17 protein-coding genes are annotated in these 15610 nt (G+C 57.2%); 12 read left to right on the top strand and 5 right to left on the bottom strand.

Going from position 1 to position 15610, the window contains the following annotated elements; translation table 11 throughout:
• Nucleotides 1–115: 115 nt before the first annotated feature.
• The 11 genes from ftsB (at nucleotide 116) to lpxL (ending at nucleotide 9594) form a co-directional block, all read left to right on the top strand.
• Nucleotides 116–454 (top strand): cell division protein FtsB, encoded by a 339-nt coding sequence (ftsB, locus tag QT231_RS05480; RefSeq protein ID WP_308335910.1) that lies wholly within the window; start codon nucleotides 116–118, stop codon nucleotides 452–454.
• Nucleotides 451–1158 carry a 2-C-methyl-D-erythritol 4-phosphate cytidylyltransferase gene (ispD, locus tag QT231_RS05475; RefSeq protein ID WP_308335909.1) on the top strand — a complete coding sequence of 236 codons (708 nt, stop codon included), beginning with the start codon at nucleotides 451–453 and terminating at the stop codon, nucleotides 1156–1158. Before ftsB ends, ispD begins: the two co-directional genes overlap by 4 nt.
• Nucleotides 1159–1174: 16 nt before the next feature.
• Nucleotides 1175–1663, top strand: coding sequence for a 2-C-methyl-D-erythritol 2,4-cyclodiphosphate synthase (gene ispF / locus QT231_RS05470; protein WP_308335908.1), 489 nt, complete (start codon nucleotides 1175–1177; stop codon nucleotides 1661–1663).
• A complete protein-coding gene (truD, locus tag QT231_RS05465; protein WP_308335907.1) occupies nucleotides 1656–2687 on the top strand; it encodes a tRNA pseudouridine(13) synthase TruD in 1032 nt (343 codons plus the stop codon). The genes ispF and truD overlap by 8 nt, the downstream gene beginning before the upstream one ends.
• Before the next feature lie 62 nt (nucleotides 2688–2749).
• Complete coding sequence (gene surE / locus QT231_RS05460; RefSeq protein WP_308335906.1) at nucleotides 2750–3496, top strand: 5'/3'-nucleotidase SurE; 747 nt, start codon at nucleotides 2750–2752, stop codon at nucleotides 3494–3496.
• A complete protein-coding gene (locus tag QT231_RS05455) occupies nucleotides 3483–4160 on the top strand; it encodes a protein-L-isoaspartate(D-aspartate) O-methyltransferase (protein ID WP_308335905.1) in 678 nt (225 codons plus the stop codon). Before surE ends, QT231_RS05455 begins: the two co-directional genes overlap by 14 nt.
• Complete coding sequence (locus tag QT231_RS05450; protein ID WP_308335904.1) at nucleotides 4157–5116, top strand: DUF368 domain-containing protein; 960 nt, start codon at nucleotides 4157–4159, stop codon at nucleotides 5114–5116. Before QT231_RS05455 ends, QT231_RS05450 begins: the two co-directional genes overlap by 4 nt.
• A gap of 6 nt (nucleotides 5117–5122) precedes the next feature.
• A complete protein-coding gene (locus tag QT231_RS05445; RefSeq protein WP_308335903.1) occupies nucleotides 5123–6196 on the top strand; it encodes a peptidoglycan DD-metalloendopeptidase family protein in 1074 nt (357 codons plus the stop codon).
• 166 nt (nucleotides 6197–6362) lie between these two features.
• Entirely contained in the window at nucleotides 6363–7334 is a 972-nt protein-coding gene (rpoS, locus tag QT231_RS05440; RefSeq protein WP_308335902.1) for an RNA polymerase sigma factor RpoS, read from the top strand.
• Between the two features lie 232 nt (nucleotides 7335–7566).
• Nucleotides 7567–8667: an alanine racemase gene (gene alr, locus QT231_RS05435; protein ID WP_308335901.1), complete on the top strand. Its 1101-nt coding sequence runs from the start codon at nucleotides 7567–7569 to the stop codon at nucleotides 8665–8667.
• A 12-nt stretch (nucleotides 8668–8679) separates the two neighbouring features.
• A complete protein-coding gene (gene lpxL / locus QT231_RS05430) occupies nucleotides 8680–9594 on the top strand; it encodes an LpxL/LpxP family Kdo(2)-lipid IV(A) lauroyl/palmitoleoyl acyltransferase (RefSeq protein ID WP_308335900.1) in 915 nt (304 codons plus the stop codon).
• A gap of 84 nt (nucleotides 9595–9678) precedes the next feature.
• On the opposite strand, the gene speD is transcribed toward lpxL, so the two are convergent.
• The 5 genes from speD to QT231_RS05405 all read right to left on the bottom strand — a co-directional run bounded on the left by speD (nucleotide 9679) and on the right by QT231_RS05405 (nucleotide 13068).
• Nucleotides 9679–10473: an adenosylmethionine decarboxylase gene (gene speD, locus QT231_RS05425; RefSeq protein ID WP_308335899.1), complete on the bottom strand. Its 795-nt coding sequence runs from the start codon at nucleotides 10471–10473 to the stop codon at nucleotides 9679–9681.
• Nucleotides 10470–10898 carry an OsmC family protein gene (locus QT231_RS05420; RefSeq protein WP_308335898.1) on the bottom strand — a complete coding sequence of 143 codons (429 nt, stop codon included), beginning with the start codon at nucleotides 10896–10898 and terminating at the stop codon, nucleotides 10470–10472. Before QT231_RS05420 ends, speD begins: the two co-directional genes overlap by 4 nt.
• A gap of 71 nt (nucleotides 10899–10969) precedes the next feature.
• On the bottom strand, nucleotides 10970–11392 hold the full coding sequence (locus QT231_RS05415; protein ID WP_308335897.1) for a gamma-glutamylcyclotransferase family protein: 423 nt from the start codon (nucleotides 11390–11392) through the stop codon (nucleotides 10970–10972).
• A gap of 3 nt (nucleotides 11393–11395) precedes the next feature.
• The gene (gene murU, locus QT231_RS05410; RefSeq protein ID WP_308335896.1) at nucleotides 11396–12064 is read right to left on the bottom strand and encodes an N-acetylmuramate alpha-1-phosphate uridylyltransferase MurU; all 669 of its coding nucleotides are present in this window, start codon (nucleotides 12062–12064) and stop codon (nucleotides 11396–11398) included.
• Complete coding sequence (locus QT231_RS05405) at nucleotides 12061–13068, bottom strand: phosphotransferase (protein WP_308335895.1); 1008 nt, start codon at nucleotides 13066–13068, stop codon at nucleotides 12061–12063. The genes murU and QT231_RS05405 overlap by 4 nt, the downstream gene beginning before the upstream one ends.
• A 70-nt stretch (nucleotides 13069–13138) precedes the next feature.
• Between QT231_RS05405 and QT231_RS05400 the strand changes: the two genes are divergently transcribed.
• On the top strand, nucleotides 13139–15589 hold the full coding sequence (locus QT231_RS05400) for an LPS-assembly protein LptD (RefSeq protein WP_308335894.1): 2451 nt from the start codon (nucleotides 13139–13141) through the stop codon (nucleotides 15587–15589).
• Nucleotides 15590–15610 lie beyond the last annotated feature (21 nt).

Raw genomic sequence — 15610 nt, 5'->3', positions numbered from 1 at the left:
GCCAATCAGCGCGTCCGTTTGATACAACTGCTGTTTTAAAAGTGATTTTTACCTGCAGCTTAATCGAGAGTTATTAAAAGTTGGGCTGTAATAGATAGGCTATCGGAGAGCAGTAATGCGTAAATGGCTAGTGTTGACATTGCTCGCTGTCTTCGCGCTGCTGCAATACGAGCTGTGGTTAGGCAACGGCGGCTGGCGCGATTTACAGCACGTGGAGCAGCGGGTGGCGGTGCAAGAGGCGGCCAATGTGCCCATGCGCGAGCGCAATGCGCGGCTGGCGGCAGAAGTGACGGATTTAAAAACCGGTTTAGACGCAATTGAGGAGCGCGCCCGCAGCGATATGGGCATGGTACGCACCGACGAACAGTTCTTCTGGGTGCCGGGAGTGGCGATCCAAAACGAGCTCATTGGTATTAATGCGGGTTTGGTTGCTCCTCAGGAGCCGCCGCAGTGAGTCAAATCTGGCTAATTGTTCCTGCGGCGGGTCAAGGCCGTCGTATGGGGGCCGATAAACCCAAACAGTATTTGACCTTGGCCGACGAGCAGCCGGTGCTGGCGCATACCCTGGCGCGTCTTCATAGTGCTTTTCCTAGTGCTCGCCTGGTGCTCTGCTTAGATGCCGATGACAGTTGGTTTTCATCCCACTGGGTGCCTTTCGCTAATTGGCAGCGCGTAACGGGTGGCAGCGAGCGAATGGACAGCGTATTAAATGCCCTGCACGCCATGGCGGCCGATGATAACGACGTGGTGATGGTGCATGATGTGGCTCGCCCCTGCATTACCGTGAGCGACCTTCTGGCGCTTTATCAAGCCGCTGCGAGCCACCCCGCGGGCGCTCTGTTGGCGATGCCGGTAGCGGATACCATGAAGCGCGCCGATGGCCAGTGCCAAAGCGCGCGTACTGAACCCCGGGATGGTTTATGGCACGCCCTAACCCCCCAAGGCTTTCGCTATGCGCTGCTGCGACGAGCCCTGGAAACCGCCCGCCAGCAGCAAACGCTGGTGACCGATGAGGCCTCGGCGGTTGAAGCCTTGGGCGAGTGCCCACAGTTGGTTAGTGGGCGGCGCGACAACCTGAAAATTACCCACCCAGACGACTTGGCGCTGGCCGCCGCGATTATGGCGGCACAAGCTGCTAACACGCCAGGCAGGCTTTAATCATTAGGAGCTTATAATGCGTATCGGCCACGGATTCGATGTACACCGCTTTGGCCCCGGCGATCATTTAATGATCGGCGGCGTTAAGCTGCCGTTTGAACATGGCTTTGTGGCCCACTCCGATGGCGACGTGCTGCTTCATGCGATTAGCGATGCGCTGTTGGGCGCCTGCGCGCTGGGCGATATTGGCCGTCACTTTCCTGACACCAACCCGGCATGGGCAGGGGCTGATAGCCGCGAGTTGCTACGGCATGTGGTCACACTTATTCAGGGGCAAGGCTATGGGGTGGTCAATATCGACGCCACGCTGATGGCCCAAGCGCCTAAAATGGCGCCGCATATCGAGGCCATGCGGGAAGTCATTGCCGCTGACCTAGGGGTCGCGCTTGGTCAAGTCAATGTTAAAGCCACCACCACGGAACGATTAGGTTTCACCGGGCGCGGTGAGGGCATCGCCGCGGAGGCGGTGGTGCTGCTTAACCGTGCTGAGGCGCTTAATGATTAATATGCCGGAATGGCAACGCTGTCTAGATGCTCAGTTTGGTGCGCCAAAACCGGGCCAGTACCGTGCCCAGCCGGAAGACTTTTGGGTTGATGAGCAGCTTGATTTCACTCCCGAGACACACGGGGAGCATCTGTGGCTGCGAGTTGAAAAGCGCAATCAAACCACGTTAGATGTCGTTAAGACCTTAAGTCGGCTTTGTGACGTAACGCCCCGGGATATTGGTTACTCAGGCATGAAAGACCGCATTGCCGTCACGCGCCAGTGGCTGAGCGTGCATCTGCCCGGTCGTGACGCACCGCCTGAGCTTGAGCAGTCGCTTACTGCGCTGGGCATCACTGTCGTTGAGCAGGCGCGCCACCCCCGTAAACTGAAGCGTGGTGTTCACCGAACGAATCGGTTTGTTTTGCGCTTGAGCGGTGAGGCCATCGAAGGTGACGATTTTATCGGCCGCTGGGAAGCCCTTTGTCAGCGTGGCGTGCCCAACTATTTTGGCCCCCAGCGATTTGGCCCTGAGGGACGTAATATTCAGCGTGCGGAGGCACTACTTAACCGAGGTTGGCGTAAACGCGATGATCGCCAGGGTATGATGCTCTCTACGGCGCGCAGTTTTTTGTTTAACGAACTGCTCAGCGCCCGCATTGCAGATGGCACCTGGTCGCAGCCACTGGCGGGCGATACGCTGATGCTGGACGGCACACAAAGTGTGTTTCGTATCGACGCCTGCGATGCGACGCTCCAGGGGCGTGCCGCAGAACTGGATGTGCACCCCACCGGGGTGCTTTGGGGCGTTGGTGAAGCCAGCGATGGCGACGCTGCTGTTTACGAGGCGCGTTTGCTGCAGCACTACCCAGGGCTATGCAGTGGCCTAGAGCGCAGCGGGGTAAAACAGGCGCGCCGCGCACTGCGTATGCGGCTGCTGAATCCCCAGCTCACCTGGGAGCCTGGTGCTGTCCGACTTTCGTTTGCGCTTCCGCGGGGGAGTTTTGCCACCGCCGTGCTGGGTGAGCTTATGTTGGCTAACTGAGGTTAGTAAAAGTGATGGATATAAGTCGTCACCTTACCAGCTTATGATCAAGGAGACCCGCCATGCGGCGACTACTGCTTTCCAATGATGATGGTGTGCACGCGCCCGGACTGCGTGCGCTGCATGAGGCGCTGTTGGCCCATGCCAATATTCGCGTCGTGGCGCCTGACCGAGACCGTAGCGGTGCCAGTAACTCGCTCACTCTGTCACGGCCGCTCTCGCTGACAGCATTGGATAACGGCTTTTATAGCGTCGATGGTACGCCCGCTGACTGTGTCTATTTGGGCGTGCATGGGGTATGGGACGAAAAACCCGATTTAGTTATCTCAGGCATCAATCATGGCAGTAACCTGGGTGACGATGTGCTCTACTCAGGCACCGTTGCGGCGGCCATGGAGGGGCGCAATTTGGGTATGACGGCGATTGCCATGTCGCTGTGTGGCGAGCGCCATTTTGCGACTGCTGCCAGGGTGGCAGGCACCTTGATTGGTGCTGCGGATCAGCTCTCGCTCCCGCCGCGAACACTGCTGAATGTCAATGTGCCCGATGTACCCTGGGAGGAGATTAAAGGCGTTAAAGTGACTCGCTTGGGCTATCGTGGGCCGGCAGAGAAGCCGTTGGCGGTTAAAGACCCGCGTGGGCGCACGCGCTACTGGATTGCGCCGGTAGCGGCCAATGCAGATGACGGCGATGATACCGATTTTGCTGCTGTCGAGGCGGGCTATGTGTCGATTACCCCTCTACAAACAGACCTAACGCGGCACCCCGCGCTTAATGATGTGCAGGATTGGTTGGATGTTTTTGCCTGATATCTCCCCCGGAGAGCTGCGTGGTCGCGGCATGACCTCCCAGCGCACCCGTGACCGTATGGTCGAACGCCTAATGCAGCAAGGCATTAGCGATGCCCGGGTGCTGGAGGTAATGGCCAGCGAGCCGCGTCATCTGTTTGTCGATGAAGCGCTGGCCCATCGTGCTTACGAGGATACCGCGCTGCCGATTGGCTTCAGCCAAACGCTGTCGCAGCCATTTATTGTCGCGCGGATGACGGAGCTTGTGCTGCGCGCTGGGCCACGCCGGGTATTGGAACTGGGCACAGGGTCTGGCTATCAAACCCTGATCCTGTCGCGATTGGTGGAAGAGCTTTACTCCATCGAGCGTATCAGCGCGCTACACGAGCGAGCGGCGGAGCGCTTAAGACGACTAGCGGCACCTGCCACCCTAGCGGTGGCAGACGGTGGCTTTGGTTGGCCTGATGCCGCGCCGTTTGACGTTATTTTACTCACCGCCTGTGCTCAGACGGTGCCGACAGCGCTACTCGAGCAGTTGAGTCGCGACGGTGTACTCATCGCCCCGTTAGAAGAGCCCGACGGCAGCCAGTGGCTTACTCAGGTAAAGCGCATCGGCAGTGCCTTTGAAAAACGCCGGCTTGAGCCCGTGCGTTTTGTACCCTTACTGCAAGGAGTAGTGGATTGAAGCGGCAACCCTTGGGAATATTTTTAAGAGGCGCAGGGATGGGCGCAGCCGACGCGGTGCCCGGCGTGTCGGGGGGAACGATTGCGTTTATTAGCGGTATTTATGAAGAGCTGATTAACACGATCAAACAGTTTGGCCCCAGTGCCATTGGCGCTTGGCGCCGAGGCGGCTGGCAGGCTCTGAGCAATCATTTGAATCTGGCCTTTCTGGTGCCTCTCCTGGCGGGGGTCGCGGTTAGCCTGTTTAGCGTGGCGCATTTAGCACTCTGGTTGATGGAAGCGCACCCGCTACTGTTGGATGGGTTCTTTTTCGGCCTGGTCACTGCCTCTGCATTGGTGGTATGGCAAGCGAGCAAAGGCTGGAAGCTGTGGTATTTATTACCACTGCTGGTGGGGTTAGTGCTCGCCCAGGGGTTGCCAGGCATGATGCCGCTGGTGTTATTAATTGGTAATGAAGCACTGGTAGTGATGGTGGCAGGCTGCATCGCGATTAGCGCCATGCTATTGCCGGGCGTGTCAGGCAGCTTTCTATTGCTGACCATGGGCCTCTACGGCACCATCATGGGCGCAATTCGCAGTTTAGATCTGGGCATTATCGTGCTGTTCGGCATGGGCTGCATAGTGGGCTTGGCGCTGTTTTCACGGCTGCTGTCCTGGCTGTTACGGCGTCATCACACCTCAACTATGCAACTGCTATTGGGGTTTATTGTCGGTTCGCTACCGGTTCTCTGGCCATGGCGTGAACTGTTACGCTACCAAATAGGGCCAGAGGGGCAAATGATTCCTCTGGAGTACCGCTATTTATTGCCCGCGGACTATGCCGCATTGACCGATGCTTCGGCACAAGTGGGCGGCGTTGTCTCGCTAATGGCCGTAGGTGCCCTTATTGTCGTGTTACTCAACCGATATGCGGATCGTCGGCCAATCGATACCCAGCTTGGCGCTGAAAAGGAGTAGGTTTATATGCGTAAAGGTTATCTACCTAAAGTACTGATGATGTCAGCGCTGGCACTGGCAATCGCTGGCTGTGCCAGCCAGCAAGGCGGAAGCCCCCAGGTGCGTGACTTAAGTCAGGCACGCCAAGCGGTGGAAAGCTCGCCCCAATATACGGTCAAAGCAGGCGATACCCTGTATGGCATTGCGTGGCAGCACAACTTGGATTATCGCCAGCTCGCGGCAATGAATAACATTAATCCGCCTTACCAAATCCGGCCAGGGCAAACCATCGCCCTGCGCGAAGGCGCCGCACCAGCGGCCAGCAGCAACCAGTCCGCTACGAGCACCTCAGGTGGCAGTGGCGCTGTGGCGAGGGGGCTGAGCCCGCAGACCGCGTCGGTGGCGAGTGATGACCAGGAGTTGGATTGGCTACTGCCCGATGAATCGGCGATTCAGCGCAATCAGCGCCTGACGGCTGAACGCAATGCTGCAGAGCAGAAAGCTGGTGAGTCGTCTCCTACGCCTCAGCCTGAAGTGGTCGCGGCGGCTGATCCTGAGCCCGCCCAACAGCCCGCGCCTCAGCCATCATCAGAACCCGAACAAGCGCCAGAGCCAGAGCCGCAGCCAGTATCGGAACCCGAGCCGAAGCCTGAACCGCAGCCCGAAGCTGCTCCGGCTAAACAAAGCGCCAGCGTAGACCGCTCTTCGCGCACCTATACGCCCGCTGAAAATATCGCCTGGCAGTGGCCTGCTGATGGCAATGTGGTCGGGGAGTTTGGTCAGGGTAATAGCATCACCGCTGGGATTGATATCGCCGGTGAAAAGGGGCAACCTGTTAAAGCGGCAGGCCCCGGTATCGTTGTCTATGCGGGCAGTGGTGTCAGGGGGTATGGCAATCTCATCCTACTCAAGCACAACGATCAATTCCTGAGTGCGTATGCCCATAATGACAGCTTACGGGTCAGTGAAAATGATGTGGTCGAGGCCGGAGAGGTGATTGCCACAATGGGGGATAGCGATGCAGAGAACGTCAGATTACACTTTGAGGTTCGCCGTGATGGGCAGCCGCAAGATCCCATGGACTTTCTGCCTTCCCGCTAATGCTCTCACAGGGAGGTTGAGCCGTCAGCGTATGACTTGAACGTTGCCCGAATCGCTGCATTCGAGCGTCATATAACAATCGTCACATAAAAATATGGTGTGCGTCCTTGAACGCACCCCTTTGACTTTCTAAATGGCGGGTAGGCGACAAACGAGGGGTAAGGCCATGAGTATGTTGGAGAAAGATCTACAGGAGGTTGACCTGGATGCTGCTGAGGAGGCGCTTGATGATACTGACGATGTCACGGTAGAAGATGACGCTTTCGAAAAGGCTCTAGGACGCGAGGATCGTCAATCGACCCAAAGCTTGGATGCGACGCAAATCTACCTCAACGAAATCGGCTTTTCGCCACTATTGACGCCAGAAGAAGAAGTATATTACGGCCGCTTGGCGCGTAAGGGTGACCCTTTGGGTCGCTCGCGGATGATTGAATCGAACCTGCGGCTGGTAGTAAAGATTGCCCGCCGCTACCTGAACCGTGGCTTGACGCTGCTGGACTTGATCGAAGAGGGCAATTTGGGCTTGATTCGCGCGGTGGAGAAGTTTGACCCCGAGCGGGGCTTCCGTTTTTCGACCTATGCGACTTGGTGGATTCGTCAGACCATCGAACGGGCGCTGATGAATCAAACGCGAACCATCCGCTTGCCCATCCATGTAGTTAAAGAGCTGAATATTTACCTGCGTGCGGCGCGGGAATTAACTCAAAAATTTGACCACGAAGCTACCGCCGAAGAGATCGCCGATCATCTCGATAAACCGGTCGATGTGGTCAAAAAGATGCTTGGCCTTAATGAGCGAGTGTCATCGGTCGACTACCCCATGGGCGGCGAGAGCGACAAGCCGCTGATCGATACGCTGGCGGACGATGAAGTGCAGGGCCCTGAGGCACGCCTGGTGGATGGTGACGTCAAAGAGCATGTGGATCTGTGGCTTGACGAGCTGAGCGAAAAACAGCGCGAAGTGGTGGTGCGCCGTTTCGGCTTACGCGGCCATGAGTCGGCCACCCTCGAAGAAGTGGGCGCCGAAATTGGTTTAACCCGTGAGCGGGTGCGCCAGATACAGGTCGAAGCACTCAAGAAACTTCGCCGTGCATTGGAAAAACAGGGCCTTTCTTTAGAAGCGCTGTTTGAAACCTGAGTGACAAACAGGTCTGGAAAATGACGGCTGTTGAAACCGCCTAATATCCGGGCGAAGGGGAGGTTGAAGCGAGGGTCTTTTGTCATGGATGACAAAAGTAGCGCCCAGGGAGGGGTTCACAGCGCCCTCGCGGAAACCTCCCCTGAGCATCGATGCTACCTACTATAGCCCTGGCTTAGCTAGGCACCTATTTGATGTTTTTTCTCTACAAACTTTGTAAGTGAGTCACCTCATGCGCCCCCTTGTGGCCGATATTGATCTGGACGCGCTGCGTCACAACTATCAATTGGCGTGCCGCTGCGCGCCTCAAAGCCGCTCAGTGGCAGTGATCAAAGCCGATGGGTATGGGCATGGCGCGCTGTCCTGCGCTAAAGCGCTGGAGAGCCAAGCACCGGCGTTTGCCGTTGCCTGTATCGAAGAGGCCCTTACCCTGCGCGAGGGCGGCATTACCCAACCCATTATCCTGCTGGAAGGCATCTTTAGCGCCGACGAGCTGCCGCTGGTGGACACCCACGGCTTCTGGATTGCGGTACACAGCCAATGGCAGGTCGATGTCCTGTTGGCCGCCTCACCGCAGGCGCCTATTCCCGTCTGGTTAAAAGTTGACTCCGGCATGCACCGCCTCGGTTTTGCTATCGACGAGGCCGCCGCCATCTGGCGTCAGCTTAGCGCCGCGCCTAGCGTAGCTTCGCTACACCTTATGAGTCACTTTGCCAGCGCCGACTCCCGTGATGACCGCTACTTCAAGCAGCAAATGAACCGGCTGCAAGGGTTAGCCAGTGAGCTAGCAGCGCCGCTGTGCCTGGCCAACTCACCAGCCACCCTGGCGTGGCCCGTGGCCCACGGCGATTGGAACCGACCAGGGGTCATGCTCTACGGCAGCGATCCCCTGGAAGAGGCCAACGACATCACCCAGCAGTTGCAACCGGTGATGACGCTACGCTCGGAAATCATTGCCCTGCGCGAGCTGGAAGAGGGTGAGCCAGTGGGCTACAGCGGCCGCTGGCGTGCGCCGCGGCGTTCACGAATTGCCGTGGTCGCCTGCGGTTATGGCGATGGCTATGACCGCCATGCCCGCGATGGCACGCCGGTACTGGTCAACGGCCAACGCTGCGCTATTGCCGGTAAAGTCTCCATGGATATGTTGACCGTTGACGTGACGGATGTGCCTGATGTGGCGATTGGTAGCGAGGTTGTTCTCTGGGGCAGAGCCAGCAACGGCGAAGTGCTATCGGTGGATGAAGTGGCCCGCTATTGCGATACCATCAGCTATACGCTGCTAACAGGGGTACTGCCCCGGGCGCGGCGACGTTATCATGAGCGTTCTGTTTAAACGGTTGTTTGCATGTCGAAATCACGCTACCCGCGCTCATTCGCCCATCCGCGATACTGGCCCACATGGCTTTCTATTGGTGCAATGTATGTTGCCGCCTGGCTGCCTTGGCGATTGAAAATGGCCATTGGCAAAGGCCTCGGTTTACTTGCCTGGCGTTTTGCCAAGCGTCGTCGGCATATTACCGAAACCAATATAGCGCTCTGTTTCCCCGAAAAGAGCCCTGAACAGCAGCGACAGCTGGTCAAAGATACCTTTATTGCCAACGGTATTGGTTTGATTGAAACCGCCACGGGTTGGTGTCGAGATAGCGAACCCTTGCGTCACCGGGTCACTTATATTGGCGAAGAGCATATAGCCCGCGCCGAAGCTAAGGGGAAAGGGGTGATTGTTATCGGTATTCACTTTTCGACGCTTGATTTGGGGGGCGCCCTCCATTCGCTGTTTTTCTCTGCCGATGTGGTTTATCGCCCGCATAACAACCCGCTGTTTGAGCGTTTTATGACCAGAGCCCGTGGACGCATTTTTGGTCAGGCGATTGACCGCCATGACCTACGCGGCGTGGTGCGACAGCTAAAAGCGGGGCGCATGATTTGGTATTCCCCAGACCAGGATTTTGGTCGTGATGTGAGTGTATTTGCACCGTTATTTGGGCAGCAGGCAGCCTCTATTCGTTTGACGGCCAAGCTTGCGCGAATGACAGGATCCCCGGTGGTACCGATGATGTTTCACCGCAACCCGGATAATGCGACGTATACGATTGAAAGCCTGCCTGCCCTGGATGGGTTTCCCAGCAACGACGAAGTAGCCGATGCCACACGAATCAACCAGTTTATTGAACTGGCCATTCGCAAGCACCCAGAGCAATACCTCTGGTTGCACCGGCGCTTTAAAACCCGCCCAGAAGGCGAGCCAAGCGTTTATTGATTACACAAAAAATAGTCAAAAAAAAAGCCAGCGCTAGCTGGCTTTTTGGTGTTCTGGAGCCGCGGCGAGCCCCGGGTTGGTGGCTTAGTCCAGATTGCGGGAGTAGAAAATCTCCAGCATCTCTTTACGCAGACGGCCCTCAATGTCACGGGCTTCTTCAAAGGTAATATCGCGACGCGACGTGCCGAACAGGTAGTTATCCAGTTCGAAGTCTTTGAGCAGCATCTTGGTGTGGAACATGTTTTCCTGATACACGTTGACGTCCATCATCTGGTACGCATGCTTGGTGTCTTCAGCAAGGTAGTCTTGAATGGAAGTAATACCGTGATCGATAAACAGTTTTTTGCCATCCACATCGCGGGTAAAGCCGCGCACCCGGTAATCCATGGTGACGATGTCGGAGTCGAAACTGTGAATCAGGTAGTTCAACGCTTTTAACGGGCTGATATGGCCACAGGTGGAGACATCGATATCCAGACGGAAGGTACTAATACCGTTGTCGGGGTGCGATTCAGGGTAGCTGTGCACAGTGACGTGGCTTTTATCCAGGTGCCCAACCACTGTTTCCGGTAGCGGGCCGGGGCCCGGCTTAACTTGCTCAGGCGCCGCCTCGTCAAGCTCATGTTCGGCAATCAAAATCGTCACGCTGGCGCCGTGGGGTTCATAGTCCTGACGGGCGATATTGAGTACGTGAGCGCCGATGATATTGGTGACATCTTTAAGAATCTGCGTCAGACGCTCAGCGTTGTAGAGCTCATCGATATAGTCGATATAAGCCGCTGTTTGCTCTTCGGTTTTGGCATAACAGATGTCATAAATGTTAAAGCTCAACGAGCTGGTCAGGTTATTAAACCCGTGGAGCCGGAGATTGTCTGTCACGTCCGAGCCTCCTCAATAATCTCAAAGGAATGGGTGATCTTAACGCCGCCGTTAACCAGCATGATCGATGCACTGCAGTACTTTTCAGCGGAGAGTTCAACCGCGCGAGCAACCTGCTTCTCTTTCAACGCGCGTCCGGTTACCACGAAATGGACGTGGATCTTGGTAAATACGGCGGGCACTTCATCGGCGCGTTCGGCATCTAGCTCAGCGACGCAGTCGGTTACATCGGCACGTGCTTTATCAAGAATATTCAAGATATCAAAAGCGGTGCAGCTGCCCATGCCCATCAGCAGCATTTCCATTGGGCGAGGCCCTGTGTTGCGGCCGCCGTGATAGGGCGGGCCGTCGATCACAACGCTGTGCCCGCTACCGGATTCCGCCACGAATTGGCGGCCTTCTGTCCATTTTACCCGTGCTTTCACGCGGCTCTCCTCATCTAGGCGACGAAAGGTAAGTCGCGCAGCATAACATTTCTTGGCCTGCGCGCCTCTCCTCAACGCTGTTGTTGAACATTGTTAATCTCCGGCAAGCGCCAGCCACCCTCATAAATGGCTGGTTTACCCGCCACGCTGGGATTGTAAAGATACACCCAGGCGAGACCAAAACAGGTGGTTATCTGCTGGCGGTCGTATTCACCCGCGGTTGGCGCATCGGCGCGGTAATCCTCTAACCGGTCTAACTGGGCCAGGTGGTCAATGTTTATCTCATAGACCTCTATCATGATCCCTTTTGACGGTTGCCATTTAGCTCCGGGGTAGGGGCCAATATCGTAGAGCGTGAGCGTTGAGGTGACATCGCTCCCCAGCAGTGTGGCACCGTTTAGCCAGTGGGCATTGTTGAAGCCTTGTTTCAGCGTGCCATAGACCGCCACCCGCGGCGTGTCAGCGATTGCTTCGCATAAATAGCACGGATGCATTGGCTAACCTCTTTCGCCCATTAGCTGGTTTTCCAGTGCGGCCAGTCGTTCAGGGGTGCCCACGTCGACCCAGGGCCCTACGTACCGCTCACCGCTTACCCGTTGGTTATCAATGGCGGCTCTGAGCAGTGGCGCCAAGGCAAAGGCGCCCTGTGGCTGGTCGGCTAACAGGGCGGGGTGAATCACACTGATACCAGAGTAGGTCAAGCGCTCAGTGCTGGTTTGATTCACGCGCCCTTCCACTAGGCCAAAATCCCCATTCGCGTGGTGTGGCGGGTTTTCCACCAGCACCAGATGCGCCAGATCGTCGCCTTGCAACGCGTGTTGGCCGGGAATCGCTGTGCACCAAACGTCACCGTTAACCAGCAGAAACGGTGCCTCGCCAAGCAGCGGCAGTGCTTGTTGAATGCCGCCGCCGGTTTCCAGTGGCACTGCTTCCCGGCTCCAGTGAATGCGCAGGCCATAGGCATCACCATCACCGAGTGCCGCGATAATCTGCTCTGCACGATAGCTGACGTTGATGACCACCTCATGAATACCCGCCTCGCTAAGACGCGCCAGGTGGTGCACGATCAGTGGCTTACCCGCCACGGGCAGCAGCGGCTTGGGGCAGTGGTCGGTGAGCGGGCGCATGCGCTTGCCCAGGCCCGCGGCTAAAATCATCGCTTTCATAACACTTCCGCTAGTCGTTGCATGATGGCTGGCCGTAAGCTGCGGTTGACCCACTCGGCGAACTCAGCCTGCTCGGTCAGCTGCGAAAGGCTATCTTCCAGATGATCCAGAAAATGCGGTAAGCGCTCGAGATAGCCACTTCTTTGATCGCGCAGGGTCAAGCGGCAGAAAATACCTAACACTTTTAGCGAACGCTGGGCGGCCATGGCGTGGCATTGGGTCAAAAAAGTGGCAAAATCCACGCTGCCGGGGAGACGGCCATCGCTCCGGGCCTGGTGATAAAAAGCATCGACAAAGTCGGCAAACTGCTCGTTGCTAAAGCGACAGTAGCGTCCCCGCAACAGCGAGATTAAATCATAGCTAAGCGGGCCCGCCACAGCGTCCTGAAAGTCGATCATAAACAGCTGCTGTTTATGCACCATGAGGTTCATGGCATCAAAGTCACGATGCACAGTGACCACCGGCTGCGCTAAGGCGTGCTGGATTAGCTGCTCGCGAACTGCGTGCCAACTTTCTGGCGGCGGCAGCGTTAACCAAGCGCTGAGACACCACTCGGGGAACAGATCGAGCTCGCGGCCCAGCAGCGCCGTATCATAAGCGGGCAGTGCGTCAGGGCCTGCGCGGTTTTGCAGCGCGGCGATCAGCGTGAGAGCCTGCGTATGATAAGACTGTGTGGTAGCGTCGTCGCTAAATAGATGCTGCAGCGGCGTATTGCCCAAGTCTTCAAGCAGCAGAAAGCCATCCGCCAAGTTGGTTGCGTGCACCATGGGTACCGGCAGCCCGGCGCTGCGCCAGCGCCTGGCGATGTTAACAAACGGCTGGGAGTCCTCTTGCTCAGGGGGCGCATCCATGACCACCTGAGTGGTGCCGTCGGGTAGCGTGAGGCGAAAATAGCGCCGGAAACTCGCATCGCCCACGGCGGATGAAAGCGAAATATCGGCCTGGGATAGGCCATTTTGTTGGGCTGCCCACATGGTGAGGGCGTTAATCCGATATGAGGACATGCAAGCTCCTTGCTGGTCGGGCATCATGCGGGCTGTATAATACCGATTCTGGATGCCAAGGATAACGAACATGGGCAAGCGATTTTCGCGCACCTTGCCGGTTGCGCATACGCTAATGGGCAGTTTGCTTGCTGGCGCCTCGTTTACGGCGGTGGCTCAGGGTCAAACCATGTCCGCTGAAGCGCTGGATTGGCAACCCTGGGGGAAAGAAGAAGCGGCTAATCAATTGTGCCGTGGACGCTACGTCATGCCCAGCTACCGTTTGCCAGCGACGGATAACCCGGAAACCCTCTCGCTGGAGGCCAGTAACGTTGATTACGCCGCCAACGGCGAGGCGTTGCTACGCGGGGATGTAGTACTGCGACGCGGCAATGAGGAAGTCCAGGCGGAGCGAGTGTTCTTACCCGCCGACCGCCAGCAGGTCGATGCTGAAGGCAATATCGCCATACGTGACGGGCGCGCTTTAGTGCGTGGCGAGCAGGCGATGCTCCGGCTAAACGAAGACAGGGCCACCCTGGGCAACAGCCACTATGTGCTGTACGAGCAGCGTTTGCGCGGCCAAGCCAGCGAGCTGGAGCAGACGGGGGAAAACGAGTACCGCCTGCAAGATGCAAGCTTTACCACCTGCGATCCGGGCGCCAATAGCTGGCAGCTAGTCAGCAGCGATATTCGTTTGGATCAAGCCTCAGGCTTTGGTACTGCCCGTCATGCGCGCCTTGAGGTAAAAGATGTACCGATTTTTTACTGGCCATGGCTGCGCTTTCCCATTGACGATCGTCGTCATACGGGCCTGCTGTCTCCGTCGATCGGCTTTTCCACGGATGGTTTCGACTACGCCCAGCCGTTTTACTGGAATATCGCCGCTAACCACGATGCGACGATCACGCCGCGCTGGATGAGCGACCGCGGGCTGTTGATGAATGGCGAGTACCGCTACCTGTTTGAGGAGGGAGCGGGCATCGTTGAAGGTGGCTATTTAAACAGTGATGACGGTGGCTCTGGCGGCGGAGAAAATCGCTTTGAGGGTGATGATCGCTGGTATGTGGATGCCCGTCATGCAGGGAGGGTAAACGAGCGCAGTAATTATCGGCTACGCTACGGGGCGGCCAGCGACGGGCGCTACTTTGATGATTTTGGTGGCGAGTTTGGCGAGAGTGATCGCACCAGTATGGAGCGATTGGCCCAGGTCGATTACCGCGGCCAGCGCTGGCAGTTGGATGCCCGTGCCCAGGGCTTCCAGCGCCTGGAAGACCCGCTTAGCGATAGCGATAAACCCTTTTACCAACTGCCGAGCCTGAGCGCGAATGCCAACTGGCAGTTCGACAACGGGCTTTATACCCAGTGGCGATCGAACGCGACCTATTTTTGGCGCGACGTGGATGAGCGCCGCGTGCCGGAGCGCGAAGCGGCCACCGGTAGCCGTTTGCACCTGATGCCTGCGGTTGGCTGGCGCTTTGAGCGGCCCTGGGGTTACCTGGAACCGCGCACCGAGCTATGGAACACCGCCTATGAGCTGGATTACGGCGAGCGCGACACAGAGCGTAGCGACTCACCCAGTCGCAGCGTTGCGCTGACCTCCATCGACAGCGGTCTGGTCTTTGAGCGTGAGCTGGCACTCGGTGGGCGCGATTACCGCCAAACGCTAGAGCCGCGTTTGAACTACGCCTACGTGCCGCGCACCGATCAAAGCGAGCTGCCAGACTTCGACAGCCGCGAGCGCGCTTTCTCCTGGGATCAGCTCTGGTCAGCCCAGCGCTTTTCCGGTACCGACCGAGTGGGCGACCTCAACCGGCTCTCTTACGGCGTCCAGTCGCGCTTATTGGAAGATGCGTCTGGTCGTGATCGGCTCTCATTCGGGGTAGGCCAGAGCGTTTACTTTGACGACCGCCGCATCGATAGCGAAGGTGATGCCGATACGCTGCCGGCTCGACCGGAAGACAACCCTAACGTCAACCCTGAAAGCCGCTACCAGGCCACCCGGGATCGTTCGCCGCTGGTGTCCCGCCTGGACTGGCAGATCAATGATCGCTGGAGCAGCGGAGCAGAATGGCTCTACGATGATCACCGGGAACGCACCGAACGCTCCAGCGTTGATGTCGGTTATCGGCATCCCGAAGGACATGTAGTGAACCTTGGCTATCGTTGGGAGATCGAAGGGTTCGACCCCAGCGTATTGCCGGGCGATGATGGCTTTCGCAACTACAGCCGTGAAGAGTGGGATCTCTCATTTGCCTGGAAGGCCAGCACCAACGTTGATTTGATAGGCCGCTACCTGCACGATCAAACCAATGAACGCTCACTGGAGCAGTTGGCAGGTGTGCAGTGGAACAACTGCTGTTACGGTCTGCAGTTGGTGTGGCGCGAATGGGTAGATGACAATGACACCGCCCGCATCAATGACGACTTTAATGATCGTGGGCTATTTTTGCGCTTCGTATTCCGTGGCTTAGGCGGCGTTGGTCAGGATGCGGATAGCTATTTTGAACAGACCATTCCTGGCTATCGTCCGACTGCTCTGTAAATGACTTCCATCGAATGGCTA

Origin of the sequence: Halomonas sp. SpR1, assembly GCF_031010175.1 — a bacterium.
In the GTDB taxonomy this organism is placed as follows: Bacteria; Pseudomonadota; Gammaproteobacteria; order Pseudomonadales; family Halomonadaceae; genus Vreelandella.
The sequence above is the reverse complement of the archived record's forward strand: the minus strand, read 5'-3'. Positions and strand labels throughout refer to the sequence as shown.